The organism is Paenibacillus sp. FSL L8-0158 (assembly GCF_038592965.1).
Taxonomy (GTDB): Bacteria; Bacillota; Bacilli; order Paenibacillales; family Paenibacillaceae; genus Paenibacillus; species Paenibacillus polymyxa_D.
This window is the reverse complement of record NZ_CP151949.1, coordinates 5,757,763-5,776,005: the sequence shown is the minus strand read 5'-3', so window position 1 is coordinate 5,776,005 and position 18,243 is coordinate 5,757,763. Positions and strand designations below refer to the sequence as shown.

The 18,243-nt window shown below is 40.7% G+C and carries 12 protein-coding genes; 9 read left to right on the top strand and 3 right to left on the bottom strand.

Features of this window, described 5'->3' with window-relative positions; all coding sequences use genetic code 11:
- Positions 1–39: 39 nt before the first annotated feature.
- Both NSQ68_RS25615 and NSQ68_RS25610 read right to left on the bottom strand, forming a co-directional pair.
- Positions 40–384 (bottom strand): helix-turn-helix transcriptional regulator, encoded by a 345-nt coding sequence (locus NSQ68_RS25615; RefSeq protein WP_342427592.1) that lies wholly within the window; start codon positions 382–384, stop codon positions 40–42.
- Positions 385–443: 59 nt separating this feature from the next.
- Positions 444–791, bottom strand: coding sequence for a helix-turn-helix transcriptional regulator (locus NSQ68_RS25610; protein ID WP_341162659.1), 348 nt, complete (start codon positions 789–791; stop codon positions 444–446).
- A gap of 165 nt (positions 792–956) precedes the next feature.
- On the opposite strand from NSQ68_RS25610, the gene NSQ68_RS25605 reads away from it, so the two are divergent.
- The 4 genes from NSQ68_RS25605 (at position 957) to NSQ68_RS25590 (ending at position 7,145) form a co-directional block, all read left to right on the top strand.
- Positions 957–1,790, top strand: coding sequence for a DNA-binding protein (locus tag NSQ68_RS25605; RefSeq protein ID WP_342427591.1), 834 nt, complete (start codon positions 957–959; stop codon positions 1,788–1,790).
- A 178-nt stretch (positions 1,791–1,968) separates the two neighbouring features.
- Positions 1,969–2,448 carry a 23S rRNA (pseudouridine(1915)-N(3))-methyltransferase RlmH gene (gene rlmH, locus NSQ68_RS25600; RefSeq protein ID WP_149096182.1) on the top strand — a complete coding sequence of 160 codons (480 nt, stop codon included), beginning with the start codon at positions 1,969–1,971 and terminating at the stop codon, positions 2,446–2,448.
- A 309-nt stretch (positions 2,449–2,757) separates the two neighbouring features.
- A complete protein-coding gene (locus tag NSQ68_RS25595; RefSeq protein WP_342427590.1) occupies positions 2,758–4,788 on the top strand; it encodes a site-specific DNA-methyltransferase in 2,031 nt (676 codons plus the stop codon).
- Positions 4,789–4,790: 2 nt separating this feature from the next.
- Positions 4,791–7,145, top strand: coding sequence for a DEAD/DEAH box helicase family protein (locus tag NSQ68_RS25590; RefSeq protein ID WP_342427589.1), 2,355 nt, complete (start codon positions 4,791–4,793; stop codon positions 7,143–7,145).
- Positions 7,146–7,219: 74 nt separating this feature from the next.
- Here the strand turns inward: NSQ68_RS25590 and NSQ68_RS25585 are convergent, their stop codons facing one another.
- Positions 7,220–7,621: a 23S rRNA (pseudouridine(1915)-N(3))-methyltransferase RlmH gene (locus NSQ68_RS25585; RefSeq protein ID WP_342427588.1), complete on the bottom strand. Its 402-nt coding sequence runs from the start codon at positions 7,619–7,621 to the stop codon at positions 7,220–7,222.
- 297 nt (positions 7,622–7,918) lie between these two features.
- On the opposite strand from NSQ68_RS25585, the gene NSQ68_RS25580 reads away from it, so the two are divergent.
- The 5 genes from NSQ68_RS25580 (at position 7,919) to NSQ68_RS25560 (ending at position 18,228) form a co-directional block, all read left to right on the top strand.
- Complete coding sequence (locus NSQ68_RS25580) at positions 7,919–9,769, top strand: hypothetical protein (RefSeq protein WP_342427587.1); 1,851 nt, start codon at positions 7,919–7,921, stop codon at positions 9,767–9,769.
- Positions 9,770–10,243: 474 nt separating this feature from the next.
- Positions 10,244–12,028 (top strand): M3 family oligoendopeptidase, encoded by a 1,785-nt coding sequence (locus NSQ68_RS25575; RefSeq protein ID WP_342427586.1) that lies wholly within the window; start codon positions 10,244–10,246, stop codon positions 12,026–12,028.
- 239 nt (positions 12,029–12,267) lie between these two features.
- On the top strand, positions 12,268–15,384 hold the full coding sequence (locus tag NSQ68_RS25570; RefSeq protein ID WP_342427585.1) for an AAA domain-containing protein: 3,117 nt from the start codon (positions 12,268–12,270) through the stop codon (positions 15,382–15,384).
- 225 nt (positions 15,385–15,609) lie between these two features.
- On the top strand, positions 15,610–17,574 hold the full coding sequence (locus NSQ68_RS25565; protein ID WP_342427584.1) for a translation factor GTPase family protein: 1,965 nt from the start codon (positions 15,610–15,612) through the stop codon (positions 17,572–17,574).
- 93 nt (positions 17,575–17,667) lie between these two features.
- Complete coding sequence (locus tag NSQ68_RS25560; RefSeq protein ID WP_342427583.1) at positions 17,668–18,228, top strand: DUF4303 domain-containing protein; 561 nt, start codon at positions 17,668–17,670, stop codon at positions 18,226–18,228.
- Positions 18,229–18,243: the final 15 nt, after the last annotated feature.

Here is an 18,243-nt window from a genome sequence, read left to right as displayed (position 1 = left end):
TTTTTGGTTTTATTCAAGGATTTTTTAGAGTGGAATGACTTACTCGAACGCGCGCGAAACTTCTTTATTAACTCGTCTGAGAATGCCGATTTGCTCCTCATTCAATCTGCTGGTCAACGCAACAAACTCATCTATCGCCTCTTGCCGAATCGTTTCGTCTGTAGTCATATGTTCTTTGGAAAACATTAATTCACTGATAGACACGTTTAAGGCCGTTAACACTTTCTCCAAGGTATCAATCGAAAAGTTCCTTTCGCCACGCTCTAGTGATCCGATATATGCATCATCTAATCCTGAAAGTTCCGCAAGTTGTTGCTGTGTTAATCCTTTAGCCTTCCGAATTGCTCTAATTCTTTCTCCAATCGAATTCCGTAATTTTGTCATATTAACCACCTCATAATAAGCTTATGGAACATGAAGTGTAAAAGTCAGGTATAAGACAATTATTCATTTCTTTTTTGTTGTAACTCAACTAAACCAACAATATTTTTAGTTATAGTAGTAAGAATTTCGAGCTCAGTTGTTTCTCTTGAATTTATGAGTAACATAAGTTCATTTATGATTTGTTTTCGATCCGTAGATTCATCGAACTGAAAAAGTTCAAAAGCTGGAACTTTTAATGCTAAAATTATTTTTTCCAACGTCTCCAATGAAATATTTCGATCTCCACGTTCAACTCCGCCAATATAACTGTAATGAAGTCCTGCTGCTTCTGCCAGTTGTTCCTGTGTCCATCCTTTAGCTTTTCTTAGTTCTCGTATTCGGTTTCCGACACTTTCTGGTAAACTCATGTAATCACCTCCACTTAAGGTTAGAAGAGGAGAGAATATCGTTACAGACCATCATGTACAAAATAAATACATATAAAATTGTACTTTTAAGTACTTTTTATATTGACCTCCTTTTTCACTTTCTATACAATTGGTTCTAAATGGAAATATAAGGAGGAGCTACTCTTGAGAACTTCTATCCTGAAATCACTCAAACCGGATATCATTGTTGAAATGTTAGAGATGGCTGTGGCTTTTGAAAATTGGAAGAAGGTGATGGAGACGGCAGATATTTTGTACCAATGTGTACAGCGTATCTATGAAGAACGGCAGTATCATAAAGCGATGAAATTATCCATCCCGCATGTGAATCTAGAACGTCCGTTGGTATATTATTTTGGATTCAGTCACCTGATGTGTGGAATGGCTCACCAGAACCAGGGTGCATATGAGCAGGCAAGGGAGTGCATTTATAAGTATGCTGAGCTGGGATGGATGGAGGATTTAGAAGAAGAAGACATTCAGGTTGTCGAGGAGTTCAGGTTTTTAGCCAAAACTAATTTATATGCAGTAGATATTTTGTCTGGAAATATAGAGCTTGTCGAGGAGTACGTAGCCTTTTTGCAGGATAATCTAGAGGAAATATTACCGGGGCTCAATACCATATTACAGGCAGCGCTTATGTATCATTTGGATGTAGGGGATATTTTACATACGTTTGCAGAGCAGATTGATGAATTCGGGAGTTATGAAGACGCAGAGAACATATCTTACTATTATAGCTACTGCTATTATTTGGCTTTGTACTATCGGAAGTACGATAGATTACAGGATGCAGTGGGACTTACTGTGCAGGCGATGCAACTAGCCGATCAGTCGGGTAATGATGGTCAATTTAAGAAATGTACAGCATTGTTCGAATCATTACGGGAGTCAGCGACAACGGAACAAATCAGCGAATATCGAGAGATGCTAATACAGTGTCTTGATGAATACGGAACTGAGAGTATTCCATTGTGAAGAGCGTAAATGAATGATCTGCCATGATCTAAACAGGGAATAGGCTTGTAACGGAGAGGAAATAGATAGGTAAGAGACGTTTCAGATGCTAAAATAACTATATTAAAGGTATCTTTTCATGTTAGGGATCGTAAATACGATTTTACATTATCATTCGACATAGATAGGGGTATGGAACTTGTTTATTCAACTTATAGGTGTGGGAAAGTTAAAAGAGAAGTATTTGGTCATGGGCATTCAGGAATACGCAAAACGGCTGGGCCCATACATCAAGTTCCAAATGATAGAAGTAGCCGATGAAAAGGCTCCCGATACACTGAGTGAGGCGGAGGTTCGACAGGTCAAGGAGCGGGAAGGAGAGCGTATTCTTGCCCATGTGAAAAGCGAAGCACACGTGATTGTGCTCGCCATCGACGGCAAACTGTGGAGCTCGGAAGAACTCGCAGAGGAATTGGACAAGCTCGGCACCTACGGTACAAGCCATGTTGTCTTCGTCATTGGCGGCAGCCATGGTCTCTCTGACGAAGTCCTCCGTCGCGCCCAGCAGAAGCTGAGCTTCGGAAGAATGACCCTGCCTCACCAGCTGATGCGATTGGTGCTGGTGGAACAGATTTATCGGGCGGTGAAGATTAATCGGGGCGAACCGTATCGCTTTTAAGGGTAAAATAAAAAGGGACTTCATCAAGTCCCCATAGGAAATTTCCTGACTGCTATTAAGAAAATTCAGCGTATTTGGGTCTGGTGTAACAACAAATTCACTGTACGAGCTAACTCTTTTCATTAACTCTGCCGTATCAGTGTGAAGCCCTTCAATCGTGAAGTCAAAAGTAAGAACGATCTTCTCCACTTTAAATTGAATAAATCTTTGACATATAGCCTGAAAAAGAGAGATACTTAAGGCTATACAGTTACAGAGTTCTTTATTGAATTATTGCATTACAAGTGTTAAATTGGAGGTTTCACTAACATGCTTAATAAGCAGTATACATCATTGCCTGTGGACGATTTAGACCAACTCGATCTTTTGGATAAAGAGGATTTATTAAAGCTAGTAAAAAGTATGATGAGTGGTGGAGTTGCCTTAAGCTTTTACGGCAAGAGAACAGCCAAAGAAATAGATAAAAAGGTACGCCCTCGTGTTACTAGAGTTATTAAAGCATTATGCGAAGGGCCGGAACATGAACAGAGCAAAAACTTGCTGATTGAGGGCGAAAACCTACAAGCTATGGTTACGTTGTATAAATATCGAGGCCAAGTAGATTTAATAGTTACCGATCCTCCGTATAACACAGGGCAGTATTTCCGCTATAACGATAAATGGGATACCGACCCTAACGATCCGGATTTAGGTGTTCTTGTTTCATCGGAAGATGGCTCACGGCATACTAAATGGATGAAAGCTATGTTACCTCGTCTTAATATGATGAAAGTTATGTTAAAACCTAATGGAGTATTGGCAATCTGTATAGACGAGAATGAATTATTCCATCTTGGTATGATGCTGGATGAAGTATTTGGGGAACATAATAGGATAGGAATCATTAACTGGCAAAAATCTTATTCCCCTAAAAATGATAGTAAGCATCTATCCAGTGCTACAGAATATGTTCTTGTGTACGCTAGAGACAAGTCACTGGTTAAAACTGGCCTTTTGTCACGCGACGAAGCAATGGATCAAAAATATAAAAATCTTGATAACGATCCTGATGGTCCGTGGAAAACGAATGGTGATCCTACAGTAGCTACTCCGGCTGAAAAGGATAGATATGCCATACAGTCTCCATTTACTGGAGCGTTACATTATCCAGGTGCAAGAGCATGGTCTAATCCTAAAAAAACAATGAAAAGTTGGCTCGAGGCTTGGGGCAGTAAATATGTTGAAAAAGACCTTCAGGATGGTCGGGCCAAGGCACTTGTATTAAAATCTGCTCCCATACCTCGAGGGGCACTGAAAAATAATCTTGATAGTAATCCAGTTATAGCAGATGAAGATATTTACAATGATGACGTTATTAAAATGTCTCGAGAGGCTGCTATACAAGTAAGAGATACACAAGTTTGGCCAACACTCTATTTTTCAGGAGATGGACTAGGGAGACCTTATATAAAAAGACATTTGAACAAAGTTAAACAAGGAAAAGTACCTATGACTTATTGGGCAGATGATGATTACAGTGAGCCTGATGTAATTGGGGCTCAGTCATGGGATCACGAAGAATCGGGACATAGTCAATCCGGTATAAATGAGCTTAATGCTATTGTAGGAAAAGGACACAACTTTCAAACAGTCAAACCACTTAAATTGATTAAGAAGATTATTCAATTATGGTGTCCATCTAATGGACTTGTGCTTGATCCGTATGCAGGATCAGGAACAACAGGACATGCAATACTTGAGCTTAATAAGGAAACTGAAGCCGACAGACGTTTTATTCTTATAGAGCAAGGTAGTCCGGATAGAGGAGATAAATATGCTCGCAGTCTAACTCAATTAAGGTTAAAACGAGTTATCACTGGAGAACGACCTGATGAAACCGGGAGATTAGTAAAAGCGGCTGACCCGATAAATGCAGGTTTTCAATTCCAGTTGCTTACAAAGCAAATAGACGCTAACACAGTTCTTTCAATGAAGAAAGATGAACTAATTGACGTGGTTATTACCTCTCATTGGGAGACTGAGAAAAGGACAAGTCTATACTTACAAAGAATTGATAAGCCGGGATTTGATTTTCTGGTAGGGAAAAACGATTCGAATGAGGGGTACTTTATTGTATGGGACGGTGCTGATTCAGTAGGACAATTGGATATCGATACGTACAGTAAAATTATTCAAGAATCAAAGAAAGCTGGTTTAAAACCACCGTATCATGTTTATGCACGATATGAAGTATACCAAGCCAAGAGCGTTAACTTTTATAAGATACCTGACAAAATACTTGCTCATCTTGGTTTAAATGAAGATAGTGATCGGTTTAACGATGATGAAGGAAGTGAATGACGTTGGAGCTGTTACCTTTTCAAATTAAAGCCTCTACAACGATTACTGAGAGGTTTGTAAAATATATAGAAGACCCGCTTACTATTACTAGGACAAAGAATGTTCCTTTTTATCAAAACTTATCCTCAATTACGGGAAGCGGTAAAACGTTAATTCTGGCTGATTCCATTGCTCAGGTTCGTTCAACCCTCCCAATTGAGCCTATTGTATTATGGTTATCTAAAGGACGGGTGGTAGTTTGGCAAACCTATTACAATTTAATGTCTGGCAAGTATGCAAACTTACTTGATGGTTTTGAAATAAAGCCATTATTAGATTGTAAGCCTTGGGATATTGAAAGAACTGACAGAGGGCTTGTGTTAGTAGCAACAATAGGGAAATTTAATCAGAAAGACAAAGAAAAGGGAGATCGTAAAATTTATCAAGTTGAGCTTGATAGTGCAGATAAGTCTCTATGGGATCTTTTAAAGCAAAGAAGAGACAGTGAGGGAAGAAGAAGGCCCTTTGTTATTATTTATGATGAAGGACATAATTTATCCAACCAGCAGACAGAGCTATTGTTGGAACTTGAACCGGACGCTCTTATTGCCGCGAGTGCTACATTGCGAATTCCTGAAGCTCTGAAGAGAACAATTGATCGACTACAACAGGATAAAGGGTGGAACGAGAGCGATTTTGTGACATCCGTAAAAAGCTCAGAAGTTGTTAATTCTCATCTGGTCAAGCAGAACATATTATTAGGTGGCTACGTTACTCCTATGGAAATAGCTATTGATGATATGTTGGAGCAAATGGACAAAGTTAAGACCTCTGCTATTGAGCTAGGTCTTTCATTTACTCCCAAATCTATATATGTCAGCAATACAAATGTTGTCTCTGGGTTGAGTAAGGACAGTGAAGATAAACCTTTTAGCGAGCGAAGTGCTCGACCTATCTTGATCTGGAGGTATCTGGTTGAGTATAAGGGGATAGATCCATCAGACATAGCTGTATATTGTGATTTAAAGTTTAGTTCTAAGCAACCAGCCCCCAAAAACTTTAATCTTTTTTCGGGAGGCGATGCGGACTATGACAATTTTATTTCAGGGAACTATAAGCACGTTATATTTAATCTTTCCTTACAAGAAGGATGGGACGATCCAGAAGTATATTTTGCGTATATTGACAAGGATATGGGCTCAAAAGATCAAGTAACGCAAATTATTGGTCGTGTTTTAAGACAACCTGGTAGAGAACACTACCCTAATCCTGAATTGAACACAGCACATTTTTATATTCGAACCGATGAAAAGAGTGTGTTTGAACAAGTCCTCATAGAAGTGGAGTCTAAACTAATTGCTGAATCACCAGAGATTAATTTAACAGTTTATAAAGGTGGTTCAAAGTCTGACAAGAAGCCAACGCTTCTTCCTAGAAAGGAAAGGTTTGTTCCTGAGGTTTCTATTTATTCAGCAAATGCCCAAGTACCGATTAAGCAAATTATTGAACAGATTCATGATTATACAGATGATCATGTTAACACTGTAGGTAAGGGCGGGAGAATTCAAATTCTGCAAACAATCGGCACTAATAATGGACAAAGAGAAGAATGGGTTGAAATTGAACATAGTAACAGGGTTACAGCCAGATGGGTCTTTGTTCGGGAAATTTACAAATATCAGCATAAAGCAGTAAATCTTTGTGATATAGAAAACCCTAAATTCGATGCTTTAATTGAATATAGTAGCCGAGCGGCTGATCATATCAGAGAAGCTGCTAGAAAGGTAGCTAAAGCCTATATTGATCATTCTGTAGTTATACACAGTGACTTGAGTATTTATAAAGTGCCGGAAGCCGCAGTACAACCTTCTGAAATAATGAAATTCAAGAATGCAGTACACGAAGGCTACAGTGGATTGAACAAGTTAGAGAAGAAGTTTGCAACTGCGATTGATGCTACCAAAAGAATATGGTTTAGGAATCCATCAAGAGGTTTTTTTGAAATCCCTCTATTAGATATGGGTGGTACTAATCATTTTAATCCTGATTTCATTGTATGGGCTGATAATGCGATTGTAGCAATTGATACTAAAGGTGATCATCTTATAGTCGGAGATGCAGGTAGGAAATTGCTTGATTTAAAAAAACATGGGAATGGTCCAGACATAAGAATACGACTGATTACAGAAGGACGCTGGAATATCCAAATACAAAAAGAAGATAACATAGGGTACACTGTTTGGATACTTCGAAATGGTAAAGCCTATCCTTTGCATTGTGAGGATGTAAATGGAGCTGTTAAGAATTGTTTAGCTCCTGAAGGAACTACTTTAGAGGGAATTATTGCAGCAGAGTCATATGGAAGCTATAACTACTGATAACGAACACTATTCAAACATCAATTCAAGAGCTACCTGCTATATGTTAAGGTGGCTCTTTGAGTAATTTATATTTACTTATGGTATGGATGATTATTAATTATCCGATAGGCTCGATAAACTTGTTCAAATAGTATGGTTGTTTCTAATCCCAAGTCCATCTCCATTTGGCTAAATGTCAGTGACTCACTGTATGAAGTGCTCCTTGCACCTATAATAACGGCAACATTTGATGTACCAATCGAAGCCCAATTATCTACCTTGTTTGCAAGTTCCTCCGAAGATATGGGATTCTCAGTGGTAGTAACGACAATTACAATAGAGTTCTCATTAATCTTTCTTAGAAGCTGCTCCTCTTTTTTTATGTGGATCAATTTTATATCGCAGTACCTGCTTAAACGCTTCTCATATTCTTTAATGGCTTCAAGATAAAACTTTTCCAGCTTATCACCTACAGCGAATACTTTAAACCTCATGACAGTACCTCAATTTCATAAAAAGTTATGCATTTGATTTGAGCAGCATAGCTTGAATCAAGCCACTCATGGAGGCTACACCAACAAATAATAGAGTGATTTTATAACCATGTCAGGAAATAAAATGTTAAAATGCATTTAACAGATAAAAAAAATTAAGGGACTAGATCCATTCTGCTTTCTCAAAAAGAAAACCGCAGAATATCTCAAGTCCCAGATCTAGTTAAGTTATATACTTCATTATATGCACGTTAGATAAAAAATGCAACTCTTAATTGGAATTTTGGGGTGAATTGTATGTATAAAAGCAGTGATATCAAAGGTTACAACCCGGCTCTGTTGCCTCATCAGTTATATTTTATCCAAAGATGGGGAGAGTTATTCGAAAAAAGTCCTCTGCACTACAGAAAATTATCTTATCCGTGTGTACGGGCAGTTTTGAAGGAAGCTATTCAAGTCGTTGAACACTACAGAGCAGAAGTATTATATGAACACAATGTATTTGAGATTTTTCAAGAAGTTGTTATTACCTTAAAAGAGAATAAAGTGTTATCTGCAAGCTTCAAAGAAGACTGGAGTCTAGTCTCAAGTAGGTTGGAAATGTTTTCATCTGATAAGGAATCTTTTCTTAAAACAGGAAACACAGTTGAAAAATACCGAAAATTAGAACTTTCACTTACATTGATTAGAGGATTGTTAAATAAATTAGAAAATACAGATATCCCAAGGTTATATATAGAGTTATTATCAAAAGAGCTTTCAAAATCTAAACTTTCCTTTGAACACGTTGATGAATACTTAGAATTGCTGATGAGTGAGCTTCTATTTGAAGGTCATCACAAACAATATTTGTACAGGTGGGGTCATGGTGTATTAGTAAATGATGATGAAAATAGCTTCTTAAAAAGATTAGAGCGGATATCAGAATTAGGTGTTAAGAATAGAAGAGAGTTTGAATGCTTTATTAGACTTAAACTGCCGGACGGATATGATGGTCTTATTGGTACTAATGGACCGCTAACTTTCTTTAGTGATCCTGACAGAGCCAGAATACAAATAGATGAGGAGCACGATGCTCCTCAGGTACACAAAGATGCTCCAATAATTGAATTCTTCAAAAAAGATAAGCATATTGCTCGCATGAAGTTATTTGCAACTGATGATGTCGCGGCAATAAATATAGCACGAGATGAGCTTATTTCCACAACAAGACTGTTTACACTTGAAAATCGTCATAAGCTTTATAACCCAGGAAATTTAACTGAAGCTCTGGTATTTGACGTCAACAGTAAAAAAATCTACACAGAGCCTGTTATAGAAATATCCCAACACGGATTGCAGGTAACAAAAAACGATAAGTACATTAAAATTAATATGAGTTCTAAATTAACCGGTAAATATAAAGGCTTAGATCAGCTGTTGCAGTGGTGTCGGGTTATTCAGGATTCACCCAAGGAAACAGGCTTAGTAGCTATGTGGAGTCTGATGGAATATCTTTTTGTTACTGACCCGACGAATAAAAGAAAAAGCATTATTGAATATACAACACCATATTTAACGCAGTTTTATTTGAAGAGCTTGGTATTTCGTTGTAGAGAGCTAATTAAGCAAAATCAGACTGGAAATGAGGCTTTGATAGCTGCTGTTAGAGAGAAACTAGGCAAGGATTCCATTGATAGAAAAACCAACGAAATAAAGCTTCACTATTTACTTCAATTTATAGCTGAGTACAAAGAGGAGACACTTTCCTTATTTTCAGGCGACGCATTGAACCAAAGATATATTGGGCTTCTGAACAAGTACATGCAATTAAGGGGAAAGAAGCTCTGGTTTTTCGAATACTTAGAACACCTTGAAAGACAAATCGATTGTGATCTATCACGTGCATATAGATTAAGAAATATTTTAACGCACCAAGCGTATGTCGATAAAATCTTTTTTGAAGAAATTTATGAGAGACTTTCTTTTTATCTTAAGCTAATATTAGATGATTTATTATATTCAATGTCTCTACAACCTGATAATTCTTTTCATCAATTGGTACGGATTAAAAAGGAAAGCTACAAAGACTACCAAAAACTTATAGCTGGTATAAGCAAAATTGACTCATTCAAAGCTCTTTTACAAACTAAATCTTTGTTGGTATAAGGAGGGGTCTCCCCCTCCTTTATTAGTTTACCCTATCAATAGATACGGTGAACCGTATCACAAGTAGGGCGAAATTTACTCTACTCTATTTAGACTTTATCAATGATACATATGGAGGGATGACCTTGAGATACAGCGAGTACATTCGCCTGAAAACAGGTAGATACCAATATGCAGGGTATGAATAAGATAAAATGAGACGAGTCCTGCCGATGCGGGGCTTTTTGGTGTGAGTGAAGAAGAAGATTGGTCAGCGACTTATCACATATTAGGGAATAAGTGGGCGTGTTATACTTGACATTAACTTTGCTTAACATAGTACCGGAAGAGGTGGAAACATGTAAGTCTTAGCCGCAGAATACAATACTCGAATTATCCCAATAAAATATAACGCAGCCTGCTATACGTTCGATATGGCCGGTTGCCGGGATACGTATAGCATCGCTTGTGTTTACGATAAGGAGATTAACGGCGATGAACTTAACATGGGACTTGGAAAGTCTGTATTCCTCATTCCAGTCGGAGAAATATCAAAAGGATTATAAACATGCAGTAGAGCTTGCAGATGAACTTGGTACGAGGGCAAAGCTTCATTTACACACTCAAGAGAAGGCTGAGATTCTAACGGAAGATTTTCTTAGGCAATATAATGCATTCAGGAGCGTGTATCTGTGCTTATTCAGCTATGCAGAACTGGGATTCAGCATTGACAACGGGAATACAGAAGCTGCAAATCAGATGGATGTATTGGAAGAAATGGCCGCGGGTTCCGAAGAAGCTCTAGCAAGTTTCAGCAAATGGCTGGCAAGCATGAGTAGGGAAGAGCTTGATACTATTATTGGTTCGGGTGAGTATGTGGGTCGGCATGCTTTTTATTTGCGTCAGCTGCAGCAGCAGTCAAGGTATTTGCTCAGTGAAGAAGCTGAGGCAGTCATTGCCCGGATGCAGCTTACCGGCGCCAAAGCGTGGGAGAGGCTGTACATGAAGATACAGTCTACCTTGCGTGTAGAGGTGGAGATGAAAGGGGCAGCGCATCAGCTGTTTTTGACGGAGCTGCGCAATCTGGTGTACGACCATGATTCCCAGGTTAGGCAGGCGGCATATGAAGCGGAAGCCAAGGCTTGCCGTAGTGTTGCCGAACAGAGTGCAGCTTGTCTTAATGCGGTGTGTGGAGAGGCGATAGGAATCTATGAGCTAAGAGGGTACAAATCGCCGCTGCATAAAGTACTGGAGACCTCACGTATGGATCAGGAGACGCTGGAAGCAATGCTGCAAGCGATTAAGGAGAGCCTGCCTGCCTTTCATCAGTATTATCTTCACAAAGCAAAGCTTCTGGGCCACGCAGGACCGCTCCCTTTCCATGATATCTTTGCTCCGGTTGGCGAGGATTCTTCCGTCAAAATTAGCTACCCGGAGGCACAAGAGCTTATTGTTGCCGGGTTTAACTCGTTCAGTACAGAACTGGGTGCGTTCGCCCGCAAGGTGTTCATCTCCAGATGGATCGATGCGGAGTCACGGACAGGAAAAGGGAACTTTGGCATGTGCATTGATATCGCACCAATCCAAGAGAGCCGGATTATAACCAGCTTCACCGGGAGCTATATGGATGTTGGTGTACTGGCGCATGAGATTGGTCATGCCTACCATAGCAGCTGTCTTGCCGGAAAGACTATGGTCAATATAGATTATCCGATTCCGATTGCCGAGACGGCATCGATCTTTTGTGAGGGTCTGATTAATCAAGAGTTACTGCTGAGTGCATCGGAAGGAGAAGTCTTGCCGATCCTGGAGCGGAGCCTCTCGGATGCCGGTTATTATATCGTTGATTTCTATGCCCGTTATCTGTTTGAAAGCCAGCTTTATGAGCATAGGAAATCGGGCTCGCTAACGGTGGAAGAACTGAACAGCCTGATGCAGGATGCCATGTCTGCGGCCTATGGAAGCAGTATTGACCCGGATTCTATTCATTCCTACCAGTGGGTTAGCAAGGCTGGTTATTATATGACAGGCAATGAGTTTCTGAATTTCCCGTATTCGTTCGGGCTGTTGTTCTCTAAAGGGCTATTCGCGCAGTATAAGAAACGTGAAGGCGGATTCGCCGAGCAATTTCAAGCCTTCCTGGCCGCCAGCAGCACCACCATGGTTGCAGATGCCGGGCAGTTAATGGGTATCGATGTGCGTTCACCAGAGTTCTGGAGAGATGCGCTGGTCTTGATTGGGGAAGATATTCAGCGCTTCGTTGGGCATTCTGAAAAATAATAGCAACAGGAAATGACAAGCATTTAGTAAACCTGCAAATGCACAATGTCATTAAGATTAACTCAAAGACAGAGCTGGAATAAGAATGGAATACAATACACTGTTAAAAGCAGTGAAATCTTATATAATTGAATGGTACATTGGTAAGCTCTCTAAGTTGGGGAGCTTTTCTTTTTGTCTTTAGATGACAGGGTGAGAGCTTTATAATAGTAATTACAGATGATAAAGGGGGGAGACTCATGAATAAACGGCAAGATATTTTAAATTCTTGGATTACGATCGAGCAGTTATCCGAAGGTTCTATTAATAAAAAAGACAAATCGCTAAAGCTCATACATACAATGGAAGAGGATTGGAATCAGTTTTTTTCAGACTTTTTAATGAAGCAAAAAGAACAACAAGATGTATCAGATAAGTTCTTTAAGAAATCTGGCCTAGCATTATATTTCGATATTTTTGATTTTCAAGAAGTTGTTGAATTATTGAGGGAGAAATACAAGTTTGCTAAAACCTACGAGGAAGTTAGTAAATCTGACAAATTCACCTTCTCTATCTATTTTGATAACGAATTGAATTTTCTAGCAGACAAATTGTTTTATACAATGAGTGGTTATATCCGCCAACATGGTGAATTACCGAAAGATTTTTTGAAAGTTGAAAACGTATTTAGAGAAGATTTAAACAGCAAATTTGAAGAAGGTTTTCATACCACCATCTCTGAGCTTTTTCATAGATATCAAATTTCCGCAGAAAATTTCCGCTATGCATTTGTGAAAAATCTGGATAACGGAGATGTAAATCTACATTCGTTCTTTATTGAAGATCTGAACAAAGCAAAGACAATCACTAATAAAAATTTGGATCGATATTTTAATGGCTTTTCGGGACATAGGCACAATCTGGATGGCAATAAAGAGTCCGTTCATTTTAACCCCCGAATTTTCGAGACAACTATTTTACAACCTAAGTTCTATCCGCTCGGGCGGTTCCCAAGTAATCCCGGTTTCGAGCTTTCATTTATGCAGCAGGTTGCGGTGAATCTAGCTTTAAATGATAAAAATGATATTCGTAGTGTCAATGGCCCACCAGGAACAGGGAAAACAACACTGTTAAAAGATATTTTTGCTGATTTAGTCGTACAACAGACAGCGGAAATTGTGCAGCTTCCTGATAAAAGGATTAAAGGGAGTCTGGTTTATTGGAAAGATTTTAAGCTTGGTGTTTTACCACACTCCATTTCAGATAAAAACATTGTTGTTGCAAGTTCAAACAATGGGGCGGTCCAAAATATTGTTAAGGAGTTACCAAAGAAAGAAACGATTGCGGGCGATTTTCAAAAGTTACTAGATGAAGCAGATTATTTAAAAGAGGTTTCCAATTCTAAATTAACCGGTGAAGGTTTTGGACAGAATCGTGAGATTAAAAGTGAGCTTTTATATGAGGGAAATTGGGGTGTGTTCTCGTTAGAGGGCGGCGCGTCAACAAACATGAACAAGTTTCTTTTAACCATTGAAGCAATCGAAAAAGATTTAGAGGATCATGATCAAGCGAATACAGGTGAAAGTGTATATCAAGAATTCTCCCGTCTGTATGCTGAATTAAAAATCGAAAGAGATAAAATGCAAGACTATAGCGAGAAAATGTATGCTCTTCGAAAATTAAAAACCAAGCATAAAGAGCAAATGTTTGCATTTGAACAAGAAGAAAAAAAGAAACGAATAGATTTAATCTCACAGGAAGAAGAAGCGAGACGTGAACTAGAAAGACTGGGACAAGAAATTGAAAATCTCCAAGAGGATTGGTCAAATGCTTCTGCTGGAATAGAAAACCTAATTGATCTACAAGCTCAAGCTAAAAGGAATTATGACGTAGTTACTTCTCAAAAGCCAAGTTTTTTGTGGCTTCAGAAAATATTTAATAAGGCAAAAGTTGAGCAGTACTTCAAAGATCTGAATAATGCGAATGATCATTTAAATGATCTATCTAAACAAAAAACGAAATGGTTAAATGACCGTAGGCGACTCGAAAATAGGTTAAGGGAAAATGTTGCGAAAAGTGAGTATGTTCAAAAACAAACTCAGGACACAAGAGCTAACTTCGATCGATGGATGATCAAACAGCAAAATGGTTTTAAAAAAGTGGAACGAGAAATTGTATTGTTAGAAAAACTCAAGTATCAAAGTGGCATTAAGGAACCAGATTTTTCACAATCGTATGATGAGCTGCAAAAGTCTAATCCATGGTTTACAGTAAAATTCCGTAAATTACAATCAGAGCTATTTATTTCAGCTTTAAAAGTTAGAAAGCAATTCCTATATGAAAACAGAAGGAATTTAAAAGCCGCGAGAAATATTTGGAATAGGCAGTCTGAATACTTGGGAAAAGAGAATGGACAGCAGCTAATTTCAGAATCATGGAATTGGTTGAATTTCACGATCCCCGTTGTCAGCACTACTTTTGCTAGTTTTGGTCGAATGTTTAAAAATCTTAATGAAGATTCAATAGGTAATCTGTTTATAGACGAGGCGGGTCAAGCACTGCCACAAGCTAGTGTGGGTGCCATTTTTAGAAGTAAAAAGGTTATGGTCGTTGGGGATCCATCACAAATAAAACCCGTAATGACGCTAGGTTCAAATGTTTTAACCTTAATTGGAAGACACTATGAAGTCGATGAGAAATTTGTTTCTGCTGATGCGTCTACTCAAACCATTGTGGATGCCACAAGTCAGTATGGTTTCCAAAAAAATGAGGATGAATGGATTGGCATACCCCTTTGGGTACACAGACGCTCGAACTATCCGATGTTTACGATTTCAAATGAAATTTCGTATGAGGGGTTGATGGTACAAGGTAAATCAGCAGATGAGGCACAAGGGAAATCACAGTGGTATGATTCAACCGGTAAAGCAAATGACAAATTTGTTAAGGAACAAGCTGACTTATTGAAAGGAATGATTGATAAACGTTTGCAGGAAGATCCGGATTTAGCGGATGAAATCTATGTGATCACCCCATTTAGAAATGTGGCTTATAAGCTTGCCCAGGTTTTAGATGAAATTAAATTCACAAAACGAGAAAACGGGAAGACAACGAATATTGGTACAGTTCATACTTTTCAAGGGAAAGAAGCCAAAGTCGTCTACTTTGTTCTTGGAGCGGACTCTGATAGCAGTGGGGCAGCAAGATGGGCTGTCTCTGATCCCAATATGATGAATGTTGCAGCGACGCGAGCTAAAGAAGAATTTTATGTGATCGGCGATAAGAAATTGTATGCCTCGCTCGGTAGTGAAGTGGCAAATAAAACGATGTCAATTATTGACGACTATAACAATAATGAGGTCGGGAATGATGGTTAGGCGAAGTTCTCCAAGTTGGAGTAGATTCGAAGGGGAGTTTCCTTTAATAGTATATTAATTATATTTTAATCTGGAGAAATCACTCAACATAAATGTAACTCGTTGCCTTTATCTTCTGTCAATGAAAAAAGACCCCCTCTCAAAACCAACTTCTACCCACTCTCCCGATGTCTATGCTTTAATAAAATGAGCAGTATCAACAAGAAGCGTTGAAAGTGGGATTCTATGAAGCGACTAACGATTGGCCTGTTCGCCCATGTGGATGCAGGTAAGACAACTTTTGCGGAACAGCTGCTGTACCATACGAACAGTATCCGGTCGCGGGGGCGGGTGGATCATCAGGATGCGTTTCTGGACAGCCACGACATCGAGCGGGCAAGGGGCATTACGGTGTTCGCAGATCAGGCGGTAATAGAATATAAAGGAGACAGCTATTATTTAATAGACACGCCCGGACACGTCGATTTCTCCCCGGAGATGGAGCGGGCGATTCAGGTCATTGATTATGCCATCCTGATTGTAAGCGCAGTTGAAGGTGTCCAGGGCCATACGGAGACGGTCTGGCAGCTGTTGCGCAAACATCGGATTCCGACGTTCTTCTTTATCAACAAGACGGATCGGATCGGCGCGGATGCAGGCAGAACCGAGGAGGATATCCGACAGCAGTTGACGGGGGACGTATGCTGCATTACACAGAGCTTCGCTGACGGCATAGTCGGCGAGCCATTGCGGGAGGCCATGGCGGAGCGGGACGAAGCCTTGCTGGAAGCATTCCTGGAGGGGAGAGAGGATTCCGGCTTCTGGCTGGAGGCCTTGCAGAGGATGATAGCGGCGGGTCTCCTCTTCCCCTGTGCTTACGGCTCTGCGCTTCAGGATACAGGCGTCATTGAATTTCTGGATCAGCTGCATCTGCTGACGACAACCACTTATGACGAGAATGCTTCGTTCCAGGGGCGGGTTTATAAAATTCGGCACGATGCAGGCGGAGCGAGACTCACGTTCATTAAGGCGCTGGGTGGTCGGCTGAAGGTGAGGGAACAGCTTAGTTACGAGAGTGGCGGCGTTCAATATGACGAAAAAGTTACGCGGATCTTCTTGTTTAACGGCCTTAAATCGCAGCCGGTGGAACAAGTGGAAGCCGGCGATTTGTTTGCGGTTGCCGGCTTGTCCGCCGCCGAAGCTGGGCAAGGCCTTGGGTCGATATCAGACAAGTTAGCTTACGACTCGGAGCCGACGTTACAATCGAAGGTATTATTCGACAATTCGATACATGTACAGAAGGTGCTCGGTGCTTTTCGCACGCTGGAGGCGGAGGAGCCTTCTCTGAACGTTGTTTGGGATGAGAAATTGCAGGAGATTTCTATCCGCGTCATGGGATTGATTCAGCTGGAAGTGCTGGAGCAGCTTGTTAGAGAGCGGTTTGGCTTTGCTATCTCTTTTGGACAACCGGAAATCTTGTATAAGGAAACGATTCAATCGGCTGTGAAAGGGTACGGCCACTTCGAACCGCTCAGGCATTATGCGGAAGTGCATTTGTTGATTGAACCGGGAGCAAGGGGCAACGGCATCATGTTCGATAGCAGATGTCATGCCGATGATCTGAATGTCAGCTATCAGAATCTGATTCGGAGTCATCTCTACGAACGGGAGCACCACGGACTGCTGACCGGCATGCCGGTCACCGACGTGAACATTACGCTGCTGAGGGGCCGCGCGCATAAAGAACATACCCATGGCGGCGATTTTCGTGAGGCTGCCTTTCGAGCACTACGGCAGGGTCTGGAGAAGGCGGACAACGTGCTGCTGGAGCCCTTTTACGATTTTAAAATCAAGGTCGCTATCGATGAAATGGGCAGGGTGCTGTCCGATATTCAGCGTGCTTCGGGTATTTTTAATCCACCGCAGACAAGCGGAACGCAAGCGGTGGTCACGGGCAGGGTACCCGTGTCGACTTTCATGAACTACAGTGCCGAATTTGCATCCTTTACGCATGGACGAGGCAGTATCCGCTGCGTGTTCAGCGGCTACGAGCGCTGCCATAATACGGAGGAAGTCATAGAGCGGATGGGCTACCGCAAAGGGGCGGACCCACTGTATACATCCTCCTCTATCTTTTGCGCCAAAGGGGCGGGTTACTCGGTGCCATGGGATGAGGCGGAAGCCAAGATGCACCTTGAATTAGAACCTTAATCGCACACATTTCCAGGATTCAGGTGAAAATCTAGTACGAACAATTTTTATAATGGAAATAAGATATATTTATAGGGCTAAGGGGCGATTGTCATGGAACCGACGCATGAAATACAGGCGCTGGCGGCAGAAATTGCTGATGTGGCTAGGACGTCCTTTCGCACTCTTTTTGAAAATGGTGAACGTTACTATTACTGCACGCTATTCACTTCTGGAGAGGGACATGCGCCAAGCATCTCCGCCTGGTCATGGGAGGCCTTGGAGAGGGAAGCGGCCAGGCAAGGAGAAGAAAGTGACACGCCGGGGTCAACGATTGCGGAACTCATCAAATGGTCTTATGCCGATTCACCCTATTGTTGTTACGAGGATGAGGACTTCGATGATGTTAAACAATTATTTATGGAGCGTCCTTCCATTGCGGAGCTTGAAGCTGATGAATGGAATCGTGAATTTGATTCGAGGCTGAAGGCCATGGAGCTGGCGATGAAAATGCTCGATGATGAAGGCGTGTTTGCCTTGAATCAACCGCGAGAGTCTGTATGTGTCCTTGTCGAGATCATGCCGCCAGATGAGATCAATACCGAAATCGCCCTGCGTTTGAATCAGGCAGAGTCTCCAGCTATGCAAGCATGGCTGGCGGAAGCAGCGGAGTGAGGGGTTTCGCGTTTC

Excerpts from the sequence above, each read along its gene's own strand:
- NSQ68_RS25615 (WP_342427592.1), bottom strand. The coding sequence starts at position 384 with ATGACAAAATTACGGAATTCGATTGGAGAAAGAATTAGAGCAATTCGG.
- NSQ68_RS25610 (WP_341162659.1), bottom strand. The coding sequence starts at position 791 with ATGAGTTTACCAGAAAGTGTCGGAAACCGAATACGAGAACTAAGAAAA.
- NSQ68_RS25595 (WP_342427590.1), top strand. The coding sequence starts at position 2,758 with ATGCTTAATAAGCAGTATACATCATTGCCTGTGGACGATTTAGACCAA.
- NSQ68_RS25585 (WP_342427588.1), bottom strand. The coding sequence starts at position 7,621 with ATGAGGTTTAAAGTATTCGCTGTAGGTGATAAGCTGGAAAAGTTTTAT.
- NSQ68_RS25580 (WP_342427587.1), top strand. The coding sequence starts at position 7,919 with ATGTATAAAAGCAGTGATATCAAAGGTTACAACCCGGCTCTGTTGCCT.
- NSQ68_RS25575 (WP_342427586.1), top strand. The coding sequence starts at position 10,244 with ATGAACTTAACATGGGACTTGGAAAGTCTGTATTCCTCATTCCAGTCG.
- NSQ68_RS25570 (WP_342427585.1), top strand. The coding sequence starts at position 12,268 with ATGAATAAACGGCAAGATATTTTAAATTCTTGGATTACGATCGAGCAG.
- NSQ68_RS25565 (WP_342427584.1), top strand. The coding sequence starts at position 15,610 with ATGAAGCGACTAACGATTGGCCTGTTCGCCCATGTGGATGCAGGTAAG.
- NSQ68_RS25560 (WP_342427583.1), top strand. The coding sequence starts at position 17,668 with ATGGAACCGACGCATGAAATACAGGCGCTGGCGGCAGAAATTGCTGAT.